The organism is Nocardia araoensis NBRC 100135, assembly GCF_000308435.1.
Lineage (GTDB): Bacteria > Actinomycetota > Actinomycetes > Mycobacteriales > Mycobacteriaceae > Nocardia > Nocardia araoensis.
Genome location: NZ_BAFR01000161.1, coordinates 1 through 18,188, shown reverse-complemented (window position 1 = coordinate 18,188; position 18,188 = coordinate 1). Strand labels below are relative to the sequence as shown.

15 protein-coding genes and 1 pseudogene are annotated in these 18,188 nt (G+C 70.6%); 7 read left to right on the top strand and 9 right to left on the bottom strand.

The window, feature by feature from the left end; all coding sequences use genetic code 11:
* A partial coding sequence (locus tag ON21_RS22235) for an ABC transporter ATP-binding protein (protein ID WP_157170917.1) occupies positions 1–985 on the top strand: 985 nt, incomplete at its 5' end.
* 210 nt (positions 986–1,195) lie between these two features.
* Positions 1,196–2,791 carry a carboxylesterase/lipase family protein gene (locus ON21_RS22230; protein ID WP_083880802.1) on the top strand — a complete coding sequence of 532 codons (1,596 nt, stop codon included), beginning with the start codon at positions 1,196–1,198 and terminating at the stop codon, positions 2,789–2,791.
* Positions 2,792–2,839: 48 nt separating this feature from the next.
* Here ON21_RS22230 and manB read toward each other — a convergent pair whose 3' ends face one another.
* The 3 genes from manB to rfbD form a co-directional block, all read right to left on the bottom strand.
* Positions 2,840–3,919 (bottom strand): mannose-1-phosphate guanylyltransferase, encoded by a 1,080-nt coding sequence (manB, locus tag ON21_RS22225; RefSeq protein WP_039800401.1) that lies wholly within the window; start codon positions 3,917–3,919, stop codon positions 2,840–2,842.
* Positions 3,920–3,964: 45 nt separating this feature from the next.
* Positions 3,965–4,861, bottom strand: coding sequence for a glycosyltransferase family 2 protein (locus ON21_RS22220; protein WP_039800404.1), 897 nt, complete (start codon positions 4,859–4,861; stop codon positions 3,965–3,967).
* A 120-nt stretch (positions 4,862–4,981) separates the two neighbouring features.
* Complete coding sequence (rfbD, locus tag ON21_RS22215) at positions 4,982–5,851, bottom strand: dTDP-4-dehydrorhamnose reductase (protein WP_039800400.1); 870 nt, start codon at positions 5,849–5,851, stop codon at positions 4,982–4,984.
* A 213-nt stretch (positions 5,852–6,064) separates the two neighbouring features.
* Here rfbD and ON21_RS22210 point away from each other — a divergent pair, with 213 nt between their 5' ends.
* The 3 genes from ON21_RS22210 (at position 6,065) to ON21_RS22200 (ending at position 9,651) form a co-directional block, all read left to right on the top strand.
* The gene (locus tag ON21_RS22210) at positions 6,065–7,519 is read left to right on the top strand and encodes an LCP family protein (protein WP_444543668.1); all 1,455 of its coding nucleotides are present in this window, start codon (positions 6,065–6,067) and stop codon (positions 7,517–7,519) included.
* A gap of 3 nt (positions 7,520–7,522) precedes the next feature.
* On the top strand, positions 7,523–8,245 hold the full coding sequence (locus tag ON21_RS22205; protein ID WP_039800399.1) for a TIGR03089 family protein: 723 nt from the start codon (positions 7,523–7,525) through the stop codon (positions 8,243–8,245).
* 104 nt (positions 8,246–8,349) lie between these two features.
* Positions 8,350–9,651 carry a cytochrome P450 gene (locus ON21_RS22200; protein ID WP_039800397.1) on the top strand — a complete coding sequence of 434 codons (1,302 nt, stop codon included), beginning with the start codon at positions 8,350–8,352 and terminating at the stop codon, positions 9,649–9,651.
* Here the strand turns inward: ON21_RS22200 and ON21_RS22195 are convergent, their stop codons facing one another.
* Positions 9,652–10,353 (bottom strand): response regulator, encoded by a 702-nt coding sequence (locus tag ON21_RS22195; RefSeq protein ID WP_039800396.1) that lies wholly within the window; start codon positions 10,351–10,353, stop codon positions 9,652–9,654.
* On the bottom strand, positions 10,350–11,921 hold the full coding sequence (locus tag ON21_RS22190) for a sensor histidine kinase (RefSeq protein ID WP_039800395.1): 1,572 nt from the start codon (positions 11,919–11,921) through the stop codon (positions 10,350–10,352). The genes ON21_RS22195 and ON21_RS22190 overlap by 4 nt, the downstream gene beginning before the upstream one ends.
* 123 nt (positions 11,922–12,044) lie before the next feature.
* Here ON21_RS22190 and ON21_RS22185 point away from each other — a divergent pair, with 123 nt between their 5' ends.
* A complete protein-coding gene (locus ON21_RS22185; protein ID WP_051021209.1) occupies positions 12,045–13,403 on the top strand; it encodes a cation:dicarboxylate symporter family transporter in 1,359 nt (452 codons plus the stop codon).
* Positions 13,404–13,455: 52 nt separating this feature from the next.
* On the opposite strand, the gene ON21_RS37280 is transcribed toward ON21_RS22185, so the two are convergent.
* The gene (locus ON21_RS37280) at positions 13,456–13,605 is read right to left on the bottom strand and encodes a DUF4287 domain-containing protein (RefSeq protein WP_245562685.1); all 150 of its coding nucleotides are present in this window, start codon (positions 13,603–13,605) and stop codon (positions 13,456–13,458) included.
* A 146-nt stretch (positions 13,606–13,751) separates the two neighbouring features.
* Between ON21_RS37280 and ON21_RS22180 the strand changes: the two genes are divergently transcribed.
* Positions 13,752–15,221 (top strand): phytoene desaturase family protein, encoded by a 1,470-nt coding sequence (locus ON21_RS22180; protein WP_039800393.1) that lies wholly within the window; start codon positions 13,752–13,754, stop codon positions 15,219–15,221.
* Between the two features lie 10 nt (positions 15,222–15,231).
* Here the strand turns inward: ON21_RS22180 and ON21_RS22175 are convergent, their stop codons facing one another.
* From ON21_RS22175 to ON21_RS22165, 3 genes and pseudogenes are all read right to left on the bottom strand, one after another.
* On the bottom strand, positions 15,232–16,158 hold the full coding sequence (locus tag ON21_RS22175; protein ID WP_039800392.1) for a cation diffusion facilitator family transporter: 927 nt from the start codon (positions 16,156–16,158) through the stop codon (positions 15,232–15,234).
* Positions 16,159–16,232: 74 nt separating this feature from the next.
* Complete coding sequence (gene manA, locus ON21_RS22170) at positions 16,233–17,453, bottom strand: mannose-6-phosphate isomerase, class I (protein ID WP_039800391.1); 1,221 nt, start codon at positions 17,451–17,453, stop codon at positions 16,233–16,235.
* Positions 17,453–18,188, bottom strand: a pseudogene (locus tag ON21_RS22165) (tobH protein); the annotation flags it as partial. The pseudogene ON21_RS22165 and the gene manA, both read right to left, overlap by 1 nt.

Below are 18,188 nucleotides of genomic sequence, written 5' to 3'. Positions count from 1 at the left end.
CGTGCATCAGGTGCGCGAGGACGTGCTCACCGCGGGCACGCTCATCGCCTTCCTGCTCTACGTGGATCTGCTGTTCGCGCCGATCCAGCAGCTGTCCCAGGTCTTCGACAGCTACCAGCAGGCGGTGGTCGGCGTCGATCGGCTCGGCGAGCTGCTGCGCACGCCGGTCGACACCCCCGACGCCGCCGACGCGCGTCCGGTGACCCGCCTCAGCGGCGCGATCGAGTTGCGCGGCGTCGGATTCACCTACGAGACCCGCGCCGAGCCGGTGCTTTCCGGCATCGACCTGCGCATCGAGCCGGGGCAGAAGGTGGCGCTGGTCGGCGAGACGGGCGCGGGCAAGTCGACGCTGGTGAAGTTGCTGGCCAGGTTCTACGACCCGACCGAGGGCGCGGTGCTGGTGGACGGCATCGACGTGCGCGAATATCGCTTGCGCGAGTACCGCAAGCGGCTCGGCGTGGTCCCGCAGGAGCCGTTCCTGTTCGGCGACACCGTGCGCGCGGCCATCGCCTACGGCAAGCCGGAGGCCGAGCCCGCCGACATCGAGTGGGCGGCGCGCGCGGTCGGTGCGCACGAGATGATCGCCGCGCTGGAGCACGGGTACTACCAGCCGATCGGCGACCACGGGCGCAGCATGTCGGCAGGCCAGCGCCAGCTGCTCGCGCTCGCGCGGGCCCAGCTCGTCGAGCCGGACATCCTCATTCTGGACGAGGCCACCGCCTCGCTGGATCTGGCGACCGAGGCCAGGGTGCGGGCCGCGGTGGACGTGCTCACCGCCGGGCGAACGACCATCGTGGTCGCGCACCGGCTCGCCACCGCGGCGGACGCGGATCTCATCGCGGTGGTGGGCGAGGGGCGGTTGTTGCAGACCGGCACGCACGCACAGCTGCTCGGCGAGGACGGGCCGTATCGCCGCTTGTGGGCGGCGTATGTCGGCGACGACGCGGCGTCGGTCGGCGACCGGGAATCGGAGGCCGCGACCTGATCCGCGCCATCGCCACCGCGCGGGCATTCTCCCGGCTATCGCAGGCGGCGGTGGGCGATGCCGGTCGTCGTGACCGATTCGACACCGCAGGGCCGGACAGGGGCCTGAACAGCGGATGAATGGGAGTCGACGCGGCAATGTCATGGCATCGCGACGCTCCCGTACCGATCTTCGACGTACTCTCGAAAAAGAAGTATGAGGAGGTCCGCGATGCGCGCTCAGTTCTCCGAGGCGGTGCCCGGTCCCGACGGTTCCGCCGAGCCCATCGCGCGAACGGCCCACGGCGCCGTGCGCGGCGTGCGCGAAGGTTCGGTGTCTGTCTGGCGCAGCATCCCTTACGCGGCGGCCCCCGTCGGACCGGCCAGATTCGCTCCGCCGCAGCCCCCGCCGCCCTGGGACGGAGTGCGCGACTGCACCACTTTCGGGCCGATCGCGCCGCAGACGATGGGCACCATGGTCCCCGTCGACTCGGGCCTGGCCATGGGCGAGGACTGCCTGTGGCTCAACGTCTGGTCACCGCGGCCCGAGACCGGCGATCCCACCCGCGGCCCGGCAGCCGAGCCGCTCCCGGTGCTGGTCTGGCTGCACGGCGGCGCGTACTGCCTTGGCACCGCAGCGCAGCAGATCTACGACGGGCGCAAGCTGGCCGCCACCGGTGAGGTCGTGGTCGTCGGGGTCAACTACCGGCTCGGCGCGCTGGGCTTCCTCGACCTGTCCTCGCTCGGCGACGACTTCGCGCCGAATCTCGGCCTGCGCGACCAGATCGCCGCACTGGAGTGGGTGCGCGACAACATCGCCGCGTTCGGCGGCGATCCCGGCAACGTCACGCTCTTCGGCGAGTCCTCCGGTGCGGGTTGCGTCACCGCGCTGCTCACCGCGCCCCGTGCCGCCGGGCTGTTCCACCGGGCGATCGCGCAGAGCCCGCCCGCCACGACGGTGTTCGGGCAGGAGCGGGCCGCGACGGTGGCGCAGCGGTTCCTCGAACTGATCGAGCTGCCCGCGACCAGGGCGAAGGAGCTGCTGGACTGCCCGATCGAACGGATCGTGGCGGCGGCGGGCGTCCTGCTCGACGAGGTACCGCTCAAAGAGCCGGGCAGGCTGGCCGCCGCGCCGGTGGTCGACGGCGATCTGCTGCCGACCTACCCGATCGATGTGTTCCAGCGCGGACGCTCGCACCGGGTGCCGTTGATCATCGGCACCAACAAGGACGAGGCCTCGCTGTTCCGGCTGCTGCGCTCGCCGATCATGCCGGTCACCCCCGACGCGGTGAACGCGATGCTGCGTGACGTCGCGGCGGGACATCCGGAGATGTCCGCCGAGCGAATCGCCGAGATCACCTCGGCCTACCCGGACCTGAACAAGGCGCGCGGAGCGCTGGCGATGTCCACCGACGCGGCGTTCCGGATGCCCGCGCACTGGGTGGCCGACGGGCACGCCGCGCACTCGCCCACCTGGATGTACCGCTTCGACTACGCGACCCCGATGCTGCGTGCGGCGCGGGTCGGCGCCGGCCATGCCACCGAACTGCCTTACGTCTTCGGCAATTTCGGCACGCTGAATCTCGATCCCACCTTCTGGCTCGGCGGGCGCAGAGCGGCCATGGAGGTCTCCGGGCGCATGATGCGCCGCTGGCTGGCCTTCGCCGCGCACGGCGTCCCCGCCGCCCTCGACGGCTCCAAGCACTGGCGTCCCTATCGACTCGGGGCCCGCTCCACGCTGCTCATCGACAGCGTCGACCGCGTCGTCGACGACCCGGACCGCGACTTGCACACCGCCTGGGGTCAGCAAGCCGTCGGTTTCTCCTAGCCCGAGTGGATGACCGCCCGATACGCGCCGGGCCGAGCGGTCCGCGCGTCAGACGTCGGTGGAGAAGCGGATCCCGCCGTCGGGGATCTCCACACCGGGCCAGACGCGGGCACCGCGCAGCAGTTCGCAGCGGGCGCCGATGTTCGCCCCGTCCCCGATGACGCCGTCGCGGACCAGCGCGCGGGGACCGATGCGCGCCCCGAAGCCGATGATGGTGCGCTCCACCGTCGCGCCCGCCTCGATCACCGCGCCGTCGAAGACGACCGCGCCGTCCAAGCGCGCGCCCGCCCCGATCTCCGCGCCGCGGCCGACGACCGTGCCGCCGATGAGCACCGCGCCCGGAGCGACACCCGCGCCGGGATGTACCAGCGATTCACCGCGCTGCCCCGGCAGGGCGGGGGAGGGCGCGATGCCGCGCACCAGATCGGCGGAGCCACGCACGAAGTCCTCGGGGGTGCCCATGTCGCGCCAGTAGGAGGCGTCGACGTACCCCTGGAGGCGGGCGCCCTCGGTCAGCAGCGCGGGGAACACCTCGCGCTCCACCGACACCGGACGCCCGGCCGGGATCTTCTCGATGTACTCCCGCCGGAAGACGTAGCACCCGGCGTTGATCTGGTCGGTCGGCGGATCCTGGGTCTTCTCCAGGAACGCGGTGACCCGGCCGTCCTCGTCGGTGGGCACGCAGCCGAACGCGCGCGGGTCGCTCACCCGGACCAGGTGCAGCGTCACGTCGGCGCGGGTGGACTCGTGGGTGTCGAGTACCGCGCCGAGGTCGGTGCCGCCGAGCACGTCGCCGTTGAACACCATCACGTTGTCCGCGCGCAGCTTGGGCAGCACGTTGCGGATCGCGCCGCCGGTGCCCAGCGGCTCGGTCTCGGTGACGTACTCGATCTCCAGCCCCAGCTCGGAGCCGTCGCCGAAGTGCTCCTCGAACACTTCGGCCTTGAACGACGTGCCCAGCACCACGTGGGTGATCCCGGCCTCCGCGATCCGGGCGAGCAGGTGGGTCAGGAACGGGAGCCCGGCCGTCGGCAGCATCGGCTTGGGCGCCGAAAGGGTCAGCGGCCGCAGCCGCGTGCCCTGCCCGCCGACCAGGATCACCGCGTCGGTGCCTGTATTTCCTGCCATCAAGCTCCCCTGTTCACAAGGTTCGTTTCTCGCCGCCGTCGCCGGTTATCCGGCCTCGCGCGCCTGCTGGCGCAGGGCAGATCGAACCGCAATCCGCGAGCGGATCGCAAGTCCGGCCCGCAACGCCAGCCGCAGCGGCGCCTGCCACCAGTGCGGATGCCGGTCGGCCTGGAACCGGTAGGCGCTGGCGTGGTGGGCGGGCAGCATCACTTCGGGATGGCGGCCCGCGGCGTGGCCTTTGGCATGGGTCACCTCGGCGTCCGGCACGAAGACGTTGTGCCAGCCCGCCTTGCCCATCCGGTCGCCGAAGTCGACGTCCTCCATGTACATGAAGTAGCGCGAGTCGAAGCCGTCGATCGAGTCGAACGCCGCGCGCCGCACCAGCAGGCACGATCCCGACAGCCAGCCGACGGCCCGCTCGGAGATCTCCTCGTTCTCCTGCCGGTATCGGCGGGTCCACGGGTTGGACTTCCACACCGTGCCCAGGATCGCGTGCCCGGCGCCGTCGAGCAGGCCGGGCACCCGGCGGGCCGACGGGTAGACGCTGCCGTCCGGCTCCAGCACCAGCGGTCCGAGCGCGCCCGCGCGCGGCCAGCGCTTGGCGGCGGCGAGCAGCTTGTCGATGGAATCGGTGCCCCAGCGGATGTCCGGGTTGGCGATCACGATGAACTCGATGGCGGGATCGATCTCCGCGACCGCGCGGTTGATCGCGCCGCCGTAGCCGATGTTGCCGCCGGTGCGTAGCAGCCGCACGTGCGAATTGGCCTCGGCGACCAGCTCCGGCACACCGTCGACCGACCCGTTGTCGGCGAGGATCACCTGAGGTTTCTCGGCCGTGGCCCCCGCCAGGGTGCTGATGAAGTGCTCGAGGTGCTCACCCGGCGAGTAGGTCACCGTGACGACGGCCAGGCCCGCGGGCGCGGCGGATTCGGAATCACTCACGACAGCCAACCTTAACGGGCGCGGCCGCACCCCGTCCGTCGATGGCTCGCGCTCGACCGCAGCCGAGGCGGAGAAGGCCCGACCGGGCGTTGCGCCCTCGACGGTTCGCGCAGGCACGCCTCAGCCGGACTGCCGCGCCAGCGCGTCACCCAGTGCGGTCCGCCAATCCCGCAGCGGCGTCAGCCCGGCGTCGTTCCATGCGCGCGGCGACAGCACCGAAAATGCCGGGCGCCGTGCGGGTCTGGGGAACGCGGAGGAGTCGCACGGACGCACACGCCCCGGGTCGGCGCCGACGCGGGCGAACACCGCGCGAGCGAGTTCGAATCGACTGGCCCGCCCGGCGTTGGTGGCGTGCAGCACCCGCGGCGCGTCCGGCCTGCCCGCCAATTCCAGTAGCGCGGCGGCCAGATCGGCGGCATAGGTGGGGGAGCCGACCTCGTCGTCGACCACGTCGACGGTGTCGCGTTCGCGCTCCAGCCGCAGCATCGTGGCGACGAAATCCCCACCGCGCCCGGTGTATACCCACGCGGTGCGCACCACGTGCGCATCCGGGCAGCGGCTCAGCACCGCCTGTTCGCCCGCGAGCTTGGACGCTCCGTACACCGACGTCGGTCCGGTCACATCGGCGGTGTCGTACGGCCGATCCTGGGTACCTGGAAAGACGTAATCGGTGGACAGATGGATCAGCCGGGCACCGAGGTCGGCGCAGACGTCGGCGAGCACGGCCGGTCCGGTGGCGTTGCCCGCGTACGCCGCTTCGGCTTCGGTTTCGGCCAGGTCGACGGCGGTGTAGGCGGCGCAGTTCAGCACCACGTCGCCGGGCGCGAGCACCGCGCGCACGGCGGCGGGGTCGGTGATGTCGAGTTCGGCGCGCCCGTAGCCCTCGGCGGCGGGAGCGAGACGACGCAGTTCCCGGCCCACCTGTCCGTGCGCGCCTGTGACGACGAGGCGAGCGGACGCGGTGGGAACGGGCGCGGTGGGGTCGGTCACGGGCGCAAGTCTGGCACGCCGCCACGTCCTCGGTTGCGGCCGTTCGCGAACACCTTTCGATAGCCTTGTGCTATCGGGGGATCCCGAAACCGGGCGGGGCGAGCGGTAACCATGGTGGCGGATCGGTTGCGCACGCGTCGCCAGGACACCGAGTTTCGGCGAGAGGATGCGGACTTGTCGCAGCGGAGGGGCACATCGGCGGCGTCGCGGGCGATCGGGCCGCGCGACCGGTCCTTCGGGCCGCTGCGCTCGTTGGCTGTGGCCGCCGCCGTGATCGTGCTGTCGGTGACCGGCTTCGCCTGGCACAGCGTCGATGGGCTGGTCGCCGATATCGAGCGCCTGGGCGATCTGGGCCTCGGCGGCGGTCGCGACGGCGCGGTGGACATCCTGCTGGTCGGTGTGGACAGTCGCACCGACGCGCACGGCAACGCGCTGTCGGACGCCGAGCGCGCGATGCTGCACGCGGGCGACGAGGTCGGCACCAACACCGACACCATCGTGCTGCTGCGCGTGCCGAACGACGGACGCTCGGCCACCGCGATCTCCATTCCGCGCGATTCCTACGTCAGCATTCCCGGCATCGGCATGGGCAAGATCAATTCCGCCTACGGCGCGACGAAGGCGACCCAGTTCCAGAAGCTCCTCGACCAGGGGGTCTCGAATGCCGACGCGGAACGGCAGTCGACCCAGGCGGGAAGGCAGGCGCTGATCAAGACGGTGGCCGGGCTCACCGGCATCACCGTCGACCACTACGCCGAGGTGAGCCTGCTCGGCTTCGCGCTGCTCACCGACGCCGTCGGCGGCGTCGAGGTGTGCTTGAAGAACCCGGTCGACGAGTGGATGTCCGGCGCTCGGTTCCCCGCGGGACGCCAGCGCCTGGACGGGCCGCGGGCGCTGAGTTTCGTGCGCCAGCGCCACGATCTGCCGCGCGGCGACATCGACCGCATCGTGCGCCAGCAGGTGTTCATGGCCCAGCTGGTGCAGCAGTTGCTCAGCGCGAAGACGCTCGGCAACCCGGTCAGACTCCAGCAACTCAGCGACGCGGTGGGGCGGACGATCGTGCTGGACGAGGACTGGGACGTGCTGGCGTTCCTGCAGCGGCTGAAGGATCTGTCCGGCGGGCAGGTGAAGTTCGAGACCATCCCGGTCGCCGACCTCAACGGCGAGACCGGCAACGGCGAATCCGTGGTCAAGGTCGAGCCCAAGGCGGTCAAGTCCTACGTCGCCTCGCTGGTCGGCGACAACCCGGCCCCGCGCAACGCCGAGCCGGGCTTCGATCCCGCGACGGTGACGGTCAGCGTCTACAACGCGGGCGGCATCGGCGGGCTCGCGGCCGACGTCGCGCAGACCTTGAGCGCCAAAGGCTTCCGCCAAGGCACGGTGTCCAACTACAGCGGCGGCCGGGTGACCAGCAGCCGGGTGCTCGCGGCGGACACCTCCAGCCCCAAGGCGCAAGCGGTGGCCAAGGCGCTCGGCGGGCTGACCGTGCTCGCGGATCCGGCGCTGTCCCCGGATTCGGTGAGTGTCGTGCTGGCGAGCGACTATTCTGGTCCGGGCTCGTCGGCGAGCCGGATGTTCGATCTGTCCGGAACGTCGACCGCGGCCACACCAGTCCCGCCCGCTCCACCGATCGACGCAGGCCAGAACGGACCGAAATGCGTGAACTGAACCATGCGTGACATCGACCAGGCACACACGCTCACCGAAGCGGTACTCGATCCCATCCTCGCCCGCGAACCCGCGGGCCCGCGCGTCACCTACTACGACGACGCCACCGGCGCGCGCATCGAACTGTCCGGCGCGACGCTGGCGAACTGGGCGGCCAAGACCGCCAATCTGATTCGCGACGAGTTCGGTCTGAGCCCGGGCGCGCGGGTCGCCGTCCTGCTCCCGGCGCACTGGCAGACCGCCGCGGTGTTGCTGGGCTGCTGGTGGGCGGGCTCCGAGGTGGTGCTGCACCCGGACCGCGACGCCGATCTGGCCCTGGTCACCCCGGATCGCCTGGACGACGCCGACGGAGCGGGCGAGGTCGCGGCGCTGTCGCTGGATGCCATGGGCTCGCCGGTGCGCGACCTGCCGGTGGGCGTCACCGACTTCGCCACCTCGGTGCGCGTGCACGGCGACCAGTTCCTCCCCCGCGGCGCCGGCGTCGCGCTGGACGGCATGCCGGTCGCCGAGGTGCTCGCCGAAGCGCGGAAATCGGCTATGCGTCAGGGATTCGCAGAGGGCGACCGGGTGCTGTCGAGCACGCCGTGGGACACCCCGGCCGAACTGATCGACGGATATCTCGCCGTGCTCGCCGCTGGCGCCTCGCTGGTGCAGGTGGTCAACCCCGATCCGGCGCTGCGCGAGCGGCGCGTCGCCTCCGAGCGGGTGACCGCGCAGCGCGGCTGAGCGGCTCCTACCGCGGTATCAGGGTCGAATCCGACCTGAGGACGTTCCACAAGCGGCCGGGGTTCCGTACGGTGGACTCATCGGCACGACGACGGGGTTGGACTATGAAGCCACATTATTGGTTCCGCTGGTTGTCCGTGCAGGGCGCGCCTCGTCTCGTCCTGCGCCTACAGGCGCGTCGCGGTGACCCGTTCGCCGAGCTGATGGGCGGCCCCGCGGGCTTCGACGACCCCTACCCGCTGATCGAGCGATTGCGCGGCGAGGGAAAGTTGCTGCGGACCTCCATCGCGTGGGCGACCTTCGACCACGAGCTGTCCCGGTCCATCCTGCGCGACAGCCGCTTCGGCGTGCGCACCACGGAGAGCTTCAACATTCCCAAGCCGCTGCAGAAGCTCGCCGAGCGCTTCCCGCTGCCGCCGAATCCGGTCGAGCCGCCGTCGATGCTGGTCATCGATCCGCCGGAGCACACGGCGATGCGAAAACCGGTGGCTTCCGCCTTCACCCCGCGCGCGATCCGCAGGCTGCGCGATCGCGTCGAGACGGTCACCGAGGAATTGCTGAACGGTCTGCCGTCGCACGGTTCCGCGGACCTGATCCACTCCTTCGCCGCCCAGGTGCCCATCGCGATCATCTCGGAGATGCTCGGCTTCCCGGACGAGGACAAGGCGTTGTTCCTGGACTGGGGCGACCAGATGACGCCCCTGCTCGACGTCGGCATCCCGTGGCACGCGCACCGGAAGGCGATGCGGGCCATGGAGGTGATGAACGACTACCTCGACCGGCACATCGAGCGGTTGCGCCGCGAGCCGGGCGAGGACATCCTCAGCAGCCTGGTCACCGCGGGGGAGCTGGACTCCTACGCGCTGAAGGCCACCGCGAGCCTGCTCATGGGCGCGGGCTTCGAGACGACGGTCAACCTGATCGGCAACGGCGTCGCGCAGTTGCTGGCCCATCCGGATCAGCTGGAGCGGCTGCGCGAGGAGCCGCAGCTGTGGCCCAACGCCGTCGAGGAGATCCTGCGCTTCGACTCCCCGGTGCAGACCACCGCGCGGACCGCGCTGACCGACGTGGAGATCGACGGCATCCGGGTGCGCGAGGGCAGCACGGTGGTGCTGTCGCTGGCGGGCGCCAACCGCGACCCCGCGGTCTTCGCCGATCCCGGGCGTTTCGACGTCGGGCGCGAGAACGCCAAGGATCACCTGTCGTTCAGCAGCGGCGTGCACGTCTGCCTGGGGGCGAGCTTGGCCAGGATGGAAGGCGTCCACGCCTTACAAGCCCTGTTCGAGCGGTTCCCCGACCTGCGTCTGGACGGTCCGCTGCGGCGGCGCGCGTTGTTCACCCTGCACGGGTACGAGCGGATGCCGGTGCGGCTCGGCCAGCGCGCGCAGGCTCCGGAGCCGGTCTGATCAGCCCGTGGTCTTCCAGACGTAGCGGGTCTTCGGTCGCCCGGCCCTGCCGTAGTCGGAGCGGCGGATGACCAGCCCGTCGTCGGCCAGCTTCTCCAGATAACGCCACGCGGTGATGCGCGAGACGCCGATCGAGGTCGCGGTGTCGGCGGCCGTCACGCCCTCGGCCTCGGCCGCGCGCACGGTGCGGGAGATCTCGTCGAGGGTCTGCGGCGCGACGCCTTTGGGGGTGGTGGCGCGCTGGTCGGGGGTGCGCAGGGCGCTCAACGCACGGTCGATGTCGTGCTGCGAGATGGCGCTCTCCCCGGCCGGAAGCGCGGTGCGGAACTCGCGATAGCGGTCCAGCTTGTCGCGGAACGCGGCGAAGGTGAACGGCTTCAGCAGATACAGCACGACGCCGTGCGACACCGCGGTGCGCACCATGGCCAGGTCCCGCGCGGAGGTGATGGCGATGACGTCCGGGCGCGGGGCCAGGCCGGTCAGCGCGGCGGCGACGTCGAGGCCGCTGGCGTCCGGCAGGCCGATGTCCATCAGCACCAGGTCGATCGGCGTGCCCTCGGCCGCCGCGTCGGCCGCCGCGCGCATCGCCTCGCGTCCGGTGTGAGCGATGCCGACGGGTGTGAATCCGGCGATGCGCTCCACGTAGGCGCGGTGGGCCTCGGCGATCAGCGGCTCGTCCTCGACGATCAGCACACGGATCATCGTGCCTCCTTTCGTGGGATCGTCACGGTGACCGCGCTTTCGGGATCCCGTTCGGTGCGGATGCTTCCCCCGTGGCGGGCCACCAGCCGGTGGACCAGCGCGAGACCGAGCCCGTGATGGTCGGCTTTGGTCGAATAACCGCGCTGGGACGCGCGCGCGAACATCTCCGCCGACATGCCGGGGCCGCTGTCGGCGACCCGGATGTAGAGCGTGGACTCGTCCGCGGCGTCCGCCCGCTGGTGGCGCAGCGTGACCTCCACCCAACCGGCCGTGCTGTCCGCCGCCGCATCGATCGCGTTGTCGACGAGATTGCCCACGAGCGTGACGGTTTCGTGCGGGGACAGCGGGTCGACCGAGTCGAGCGCGGTGTCGTCGGTGATCGTGAGCTCGATGCCGCGCTCGGCCGCCTGATTCACCTTGCCGAGCAGCAGAGCGGCCAGGGCGGGCGCGCCCACCGCGGCGAACAGCCGATCGATCAGCGATTGGGACAACTCCAGTTCCGCGGTGGCGAACTCGACGGCCTCCCGGTGGCGGCCCAGTTCGACCATGGTGACCACGGTGTGCAACCGGTTGGCCGACTCGTGCGCCTGCGCCTGCAACGACGCGGCGAAGCTGCGCACGGAATCGAGTTCGCCCATCACCGCCTGCAATTCGGTGTGGTCGCGGATGGTCATCACGGTGCCGATCGCGCGCCCTTCCCACTCCACGGTGTCCTGGTTGACCAGCAGGATCCGGTCGGTGGTGACGTGCATCTCGTCGCGGACGGTGCCCCAGCTCATCCGTCGCAGCGACAGCGGGAGGTCGCTGCGCCGCACCTCGCCCTGGGGCAGGTCGAGCAGGCGGCGCGCCTCGTCGTTGACCACCTCGGCGTCCTCGCCGGACGCGCCGAACACCACCAAGCCCTCGTGCACCGAGTGCAGGACGGCGTCGTGGTGCTCGTACATCGCGCGCAGCTCGTCGGGCGCCAGGCCGTGGGTCTGGCGGCGGAGCCTGCGGCTGAGCAGGAACGATCCGCCCGCCGCCAGCACCAGCCCGGCCCCGGCGACGCCGAGGATCACCGGGAACTGGGTGGCGACCTGGTCGCCGATCTTCGCGCGGGTCACGCCCGCGGAGACCAGGGCGACGATCCGCCCGTGGTCGTGCACCGGCGTCACCGCCCGGATGGAGGGACCGAGTGTGCCGGTGAAGGTCTCGGTGAACGTCTCGCCCGCCAGCGCGCGATCGATGGTGCCGCTGAACGGAAGCCCGATCATCGCGGGGTTGGTGTGCGTGTAGCGGGTCCGGTCCGGCGCCATGACCACGATGAAATCCATACCGGTCTCGTGCCGGATCTCCTCGGTCACCGGCTGCAACAGCGCGGTCGGATCCGCGCTGTGCAGCGCGTCGATGGTCGACGGCGCGTCGGCCACGCTCACCGCGACGTCGATGACCTCCCTGGTGGTGGTGACGTCGCTGTCGTGCCTTGCGTCCAGGACCGCGAGCACCACGCCGATCCCGATCATCACCGCCAGTACGACCAATTGGAAGACGAACGCCTGCCCGGCGAGGGAGAGCCGACCGCGTCTCACAAGCTCTGCCTCCGCTGAACGTAATGCACCAAACAGTGACCGGGATCACCCGGCCGACCATCATTCTGCCTGGAAGGCGTGAGCCACTTCGCGTCGGTACCTTTGTGAAGGGAAATCCTCGCTATGAGCGACTCGACTCGAACGCGGCGCGACCGCACCCATTGGCTGTATCTGGCCGTCATCCTGGCGGTGGTCGCCGGCGTCCTAGTCGGCTGGCTGGCGCCCGGCGCCGCGCAGTCGTTCGCTCCGTTGGGAACCATTTTCGTCAACCTCATCAAGATGATGATCGCGCCCGTCATCTTCTGCACCATCGTGCTCGGGATCGGCTCGGTGCGGGCGGCGGCCACCGTCGGCAAGGTCGGCGGGCTGGCCATCGGCTACTTCCTGGTCATGTCGACCATCGCGCTCGGCATCGGTCTGGTCGTCGGCAACCTACTGCAACCCGGCGCCGGACTGAACATCGCCAGTTCGGCCAAAGCGGGTCACAACCTCGCTGATACCGCGCACAGCGCGGGCGGTACCTGGGAGTTCATCCAGAACATCGTGCCGTCCACGCTGCTGTCCTCGCTCACCACCGGCAATGTGCTGCAGGCGCTGTTCGTCGCGCTGCTGGTGGGATTCGCGGTGCAGGCCATGGGCGCGACGGGCGAGCCGATCCTGCGCGGCGTGGCGCTGTTGCAGAAACTCGTGTTCCGGATCCTGGTGATGATCCTGTGGCTGGCGCCGATCGGCGCGTTCGGCGCGATCGCCAACGTGGTCGGCAAGACCGGCCTGGACGCCGTGGCGAAGCTCGGCACGCTGATGCTCGCGTTCTACCTCACCTGCGTGGTGTTCGTCTTCGGCGTGCTCGGTCTGCTGCTGTGGAGCGTCTCGCGGGTGTCGATCTTCAAGCTGGTCCGCTACCTCGCCCGGGAGTACCTGCTCATCGTCGCGACCTCGTCGTCGGAATCGGCGCTGCCCCGGCTGATCGCGAAGATGGACCACATGGGCGTCGAGCGCACCACCGTCGGCGTCGTCGTCCCGACCGGCTACTCGTTCAACCTGGACGGCACCGCCATCTACCTGACCATGGCATCGCTGTTCATCGCCGAGGCGATGGGCAAGCCGCTGTCCATCGGCGAACAACTCGGGCTGCTGCTGTTCATGATCATCGCGTCCAAGGGCGCCGCTGGCGTCACCGGCGCGGGGCTGGCCACGCTGGCGGGCGGATTGCAGAGTCATCGGCCCGAGTTGCTCGACGGCGTCGGTTTGATCGTCGGCATCGACCGCTTCATGTCCGAGGCGCGGGCGCTGACCAACTTCTCCGGCAACGCGGTCGCCACGGTGCTGATCGGCACCTGGACCAAGACCGTCGACGTGGATCGGGTGCGTGTGGTGCTCGACCGCGAGTTGCCCTTCGACGAGCGGACCATGGTCGACGACGACCACGGGACGCCCGCGCAGGCGCAGGAATCCGAGACCAAGGATCTGGTCGAGGCGTAGCGCGCGCACGACGAAGGCCCGCAGGATCTGCGGGCCTTCGTGGCGTCCGGGGTCAGGCCGCCCATTTCTCCGGATGCAGGTGGTGCTGGGTGAGGGCGGTGGCGTGGCCGTGCCCGAATCCGTGCTCGGTCTTCAGCCACTCGACGAGTTCCTTGTGTGCGGTCAACCCGGTTTCGCGCATGGCGGCCTTCCACTCTTCGATGGCGCAAAATCATCGCGCTGCCGCAAGCGTGTTCCGGATCACGGCGCTGCCGGAATGGCGGTGGCGTGGCGGAATGGCTCGCCGCCGCGGGCGCGGCGCGGTCCTGACAACCGCGTCGGCGAGTCCGCCGCCGGTAGCGTGGGGGTATGGCTGATGTGGTGGTGGTCGGCTCCGGACCGAACGGCCTCGCCGCCGCGGTGATCCTCGCTCGGGCGGGGCTCGCCGTGGAGGTGTACGAGGCCGAGGCGGCGGCCGGCGGTGGGTCCCGCACGGAGGAACTGACTCTGCCCGGCTACCGGCACGATCTGTGCGCGGGCGCGCATCCGATGGCGGCGGCCGCGCCGCTGTTCCGCGCGTTCGACCTGACCGCGCACGGCGTCGAGTTGCTCGCACCGGAGGTCTCCTACGCGCATCCGCTCGACGGCGGGGTGGCCGGACTGGCCTGGCGGGACCTGGATCGGACGGTGGACGACCTCGGTCGCGACGGCCCGGCGTGGCGCAAACTGTTCGCTCCGCTGGTGCGGCACTGGCCGGACGTGGTCGACATCGCGATGTCGGATCTGCGCCGCGTCCCCGCCGGGCTCGCGACCTCGATCCGTTTCGGTCTGCGCACCCTGGAGCAGGGCTCGCCGCTGTGGGACATCAGGTTTCGCGACCAGGTCGCACCCGCGTTGCTGACCGGCATCGCGACCCACGCGATCATCCCCCCGCGCGCCGTCACGGCCGCGGGCGCGGGGCTGCTGCTCGGCACGCTGGCCCACGTCGAAGGCTGGGTGATTCCGCGCGGCGGCAGTCAGGCGATCCCCGACGCCCTCATCGCCGAACTCGAACGCCTCGGCGGCCGGGTGCACACCGGGCACCGGGTGGACTCGATCGATGAGTTCGCCGATGCCCGTGCGGTTCTGCTCGACCTGGCCCCGGCCGAACTGCTGCGGATCGCCGGGCACCGGTTGCCCGCGCGGTACGCGAAGCGGCTGCGGCGTTTCCGGTACGGCGGCGCCGCGTGCAAGATCGACTTCGCCCTCTCCGGGCCGGTGCCGTGGCGGGCCGAGGGCTGCGCGCTGGCCGGAACGCTGCACGTGGTCGGCACCCGAGCCGAGGCCATGGCTGCCGAGCACGCCGTGGCCATGGGACGACACGCCGAACGGCCGTACGTGCTGTGCATCCAGCCCGGCGTGGTCGATTCCACCCGCGCGCCCGCGGGCGGCCACACGTTCTACACCTACGCCCACGTGCCCAACGGTTCCACTCGCGATATCAGCGAGGATGTGATCGGCCAGGTCGAGCGGTTCGCGCCGGGTTTCCGTGACCTGATCATCGCGAAGAACGTGATCACCGCCGCGGAGATGCCCGCCCACAATGCCAATTACGTCGGCGGCGACATCTCCGCGGGCGCGATGACCCTGCGCCAGTTCGCGTTCCGCCCCGCCCCGCGCTGGAACCCCTACGCCACACCGATTCCCGGCGTCTACCTCTGCTCGGCGGCGACGCCACCGGGCCCCGGGGTCCACGGCATGTGCGGGCTGCACGCCGCGCGTCACGCCCTGCGCGACCGCTTCGACATCCGCACCGATCCGCTGGAGCTCGTCCGCACCCCGGCGGTCCAGAACCGCTGAGCCCGGGTCGCTAGCTCTTGGCCGGCTCGGTGCGGTAGAGATCGGGCTCGAGGTAGATGACGCGCGCCGCGGGTACCGCGGTGCGCACGCGCGACTCGGCCTCGTCGATGGCGCCTGCGATCGCCGCGATGTCGAGGCCGGGTACGACGCCGACCTTCGCGGCCACGAGCAGCTCCTCCGGCCCGAGGTACTGCGTCTTGAGGTGGATCACCCGATCGATGCGGGTCTGGTCGACCAGGTTCGCGCGGATCAGCCGGTTCTCCTGCGGCGTGGCGCCCTCACCGATCAGCAGGCTCTGCATCTCCACGATCAGCACGACCGCGATGACGCCGAGCAGGACGCCGATGGCCAGCGTGCCGATGCCGTCCCAGACCGGGTCGTCGGTGAGCATGGTCAGGCCGACGCCCGCGAACGCGAAGATCAGGCCGATCAGGGCGCCGGTGTCCTCCAGCAGCACCACCGGCAGCTCCGGGCTGCGCGAATTGCGGATGAACCGCCACCAGCTCGCGTCACCCTTGAGCGGCGCGGACTCCCGCATCGCCGTGGTGAAACTGTAGGTCTCCAGCGCGATCGCGATCACCAGGATCACGACCGCCACGATCGGCGAACTCAGCTCCTCCGGATGCTGGATCTTGTGGATGCCCTCGTAGATGGCGTAGCCGGACCCGAGGGTGAACAGCACCAGCGCCACGATGAACGAATAGAAGTAGCGGTTGCGCGCGTAGCCGAACGGGTGCAGTTCGTCGGCTTCCTTCGCGGCGCGCTGCTGCCCGAGCAGCAACAGTCCCTGGTTGCCCGTGTCGGCCACGGAGTGCACGGCCTCGGCGAGCATCGATCCCGAACCCGTGATCGCCGCACCGACGAACTTCGCCGCGGCGATCCCCGCGTTCGCGGTCAACGCCGCGACGATCGCCTTCTTGCCACCGCCAGCCGACATGGAAGCATGTCCTCTCTGTTTTCGAGCTACCCGCGAACAGACTAGGGCACCTGGAATCCGGCGTTCCGGATCGGTCAGCCGGTCGCGCCGACGGAGGCGCAGAACAGCTGGACGTCACCGTCCACCGCTTGCGCGCGAATATCGGTGTCCGCGGCGGAGATCCACGCCGCGCCGCCTCTGGTGAGCTCCAGCGAGGAGCCGTTCCGCAACAGCCGCACCGTTCCCGCCGTGCACAGCACGATGCCAGGTCCCGCCGCGGTCAGCGGCACCCGGGCGGACCCGGCGACCAGGTCGAAGCGGCGCAGCGCGAACTCCGGTGCGGGCGTGCGATACCGCACCGACCCGTCCCCGGCGGGCTCGGGAAGTACCGCGGGCAGGTCGATCGGCTCGAAATCCAGCACACGCAACAGTTCCGGCACGTCGACGTGTTTGGGCGTGAGGCCGCCGCGCAGCACGTTGTCGGAGTTGGCCATGATCTCCACGCCCACTCCGCGCAGGTAGGCGTGCAGGTTCCCGGCCGCGAGGAACAATCCTTGGCCCGGCTCCAGGGTCACCCGGTTCAGCAGCAGCGCCGCCAGCACCCCGGCGTCGCCTGGGTACGCCTCGGCCAATTCGAGCGTCGTGCGCGCCTCGGGCGTGAACTCACGGGCGCCCTTGCCCGACAGGTACCGCACGCAGCCGTCGAGCACTTCGGGCAGCAGCGTGGCCAGCACATGCTGCGGCAGCGTGATCCAGGTGGTGAACAGGGTGCGCAGGCCGGCCTTGTCCGGCTGTGCGGCAAGCAGTTCGCAGTAGGAGCGCAATCCGTCCACCGCGAGTGCGCGCAGCAATTCGACGGTGCGATGCGGATCGCGGAAACCGGCCAGCGCCTCGAACCGGTCCAGCGCGACGACCAGCTCGGGCTTGTGGTTCTCGTCGCGGTAGTTGCGCAGCGGAGAGTCCAGCGGCACTTTCGCCAGGTTCTCCCGCTCGAAGCCGGCCCGCGCCTGCTCCGTGCTCGGGTGCGCCTGCAGCGACAGCGGCTCCTCCGCGGCCAGGATCTTCAGCAGGAACGGCAGCTTTTCGCCGAATCGCGTCGCGGAGGAGCCCAGTTCGCGCATCGGGTCGGCGGCGATCAGTTCCAGCAGCGAGGTCGTGTGCTCACCGGTTTTCACGTACGCCGGATCGGCCGGGTGGGCGCCGAACCACAGTTCGGCCTCCGGATGCGCGGACGGCACCGGCCTTCCGCACAGCTGAGCGAGCGCGGTGCGCGAGCCCCAGGCATACGAGCGCAGCGCACCAACGAGTTCGTGCACTAGTAGCTTCCCCCGTACTGCCCCTGGCTGTCGGACGCGGCGGTGCGCGAGCCGAGCAGCCGCAGGTAGGCGGCGGCCATCTCCAGTCGCAGCGCGAGCACCGCGAGCTGTTCGAGTTCGGTGCCGTTCGACTGCGCGGACTCCTCGACGTGGGGTTGCGCGGGCGCGGCGGGATCGGTCATCTCCGTGTGCAGCAGGTCGACGTCGGCATTCACCAGATCGGCGTCCACCAGGTTCGCGCCCTCGCCGCCGAACACCGCGATGCGGCGGCGCGCGGCCGCCCGATCGCGATCGGCGCTGAGCACGAACACCCGCACGCGCTCGACGGGCGCGGGTCCGTCCAACTCCTCGTCGTGGAACAGTGGATCGAAGTCGGGCGCGGATTCGCCTGCCGCCTCGGCCATTCGGGTCCGCGCGGCCACGGCCTCGGCCAGATCCACCGCGGTGGCGACCTTGCCCGCGGACTGCAGAAGCACCTCGGCGCCGTGCTCGGCCAGTTCGGCGGCGGCGGGCGAATCGCCCGCGAGCACGACGCCCCGCTGCTGCATCCGGGCGGCCAGCGTCTTGGCGGGGTTGTGGAAGACCTCGTTGTGCGGGCCGTCGCGCAGCGCCTCCGCGTCCAGCACGTCGGCCAGGTCGGCGAGTTCCGGGACGGCGGCGCCGGTGCGCTGGGGGTCGACCGCGCGCAGCACCGCGATTCCGGCGGCCAGGAAGCGCAACAGACGGTTGTATCCC

Excerpts from the sequence above, each read along its gene's own strand:
- ON21_RS22180 (WP_039800393.1), top strand. The coding sequence starts at position 13,752 with ATGGCTGATGTGGTGGTGGTCGGCTCCGGACCGAACGGCCTCGCCGCC.
- ON21_RS22175 (WP_039800392.1), bottom strand. The coding sequence starts at position 16,158 with ATGTCGGCTGGCGGTGGCAAGAAGGCGATCGTCGCGGCGTTGACCGCG.
- ON21_RS22195 (WP_039800396.1), bottom strand. The coding sequence starts at position 10,353 with ATGATCCGTGTGCTGATCGTCGAGGACGAGCCGCTGATCGCCGAGGCC.
- ON21_RS22205 (WP_039800399.1), top strand. The coding sequence starts at position 7,523 with ATGCGTGACATCGACCAGGCACACACGCTCACCGAAGCGGTACTCGAT.
- ON21_RS22185 (WP_051021209.1), top strand. The coding sequence starts at position 12,045 with ATGAGCGACTCGACTCGAACGCGGCGCGACCGCACCCATTGGCTGTAT.
- ON21_RS22200 (WP_039800397.1), top strand. The coding sequence starts at position 8,350 with ATGAAGCCACATTATTGGTTCCGCTGGTTGTCCGTGCAGGGCGCGCCT.
- ON21_RS22230 (WP_083880802.1), top strand. The coding sequence starts at position 1,196 with ATGCGCGCTCAGTTCTCCGAGGCGGTGCCCGGTCCCGACGGTTCCGCC.
- manB (WP_039800401.1), bottom strand. The coding sequence starts at position 3,919 with ATGGCAGGAAATACAGGCACCGACGCGGTGATCCTGGTCGGCGGGCAG.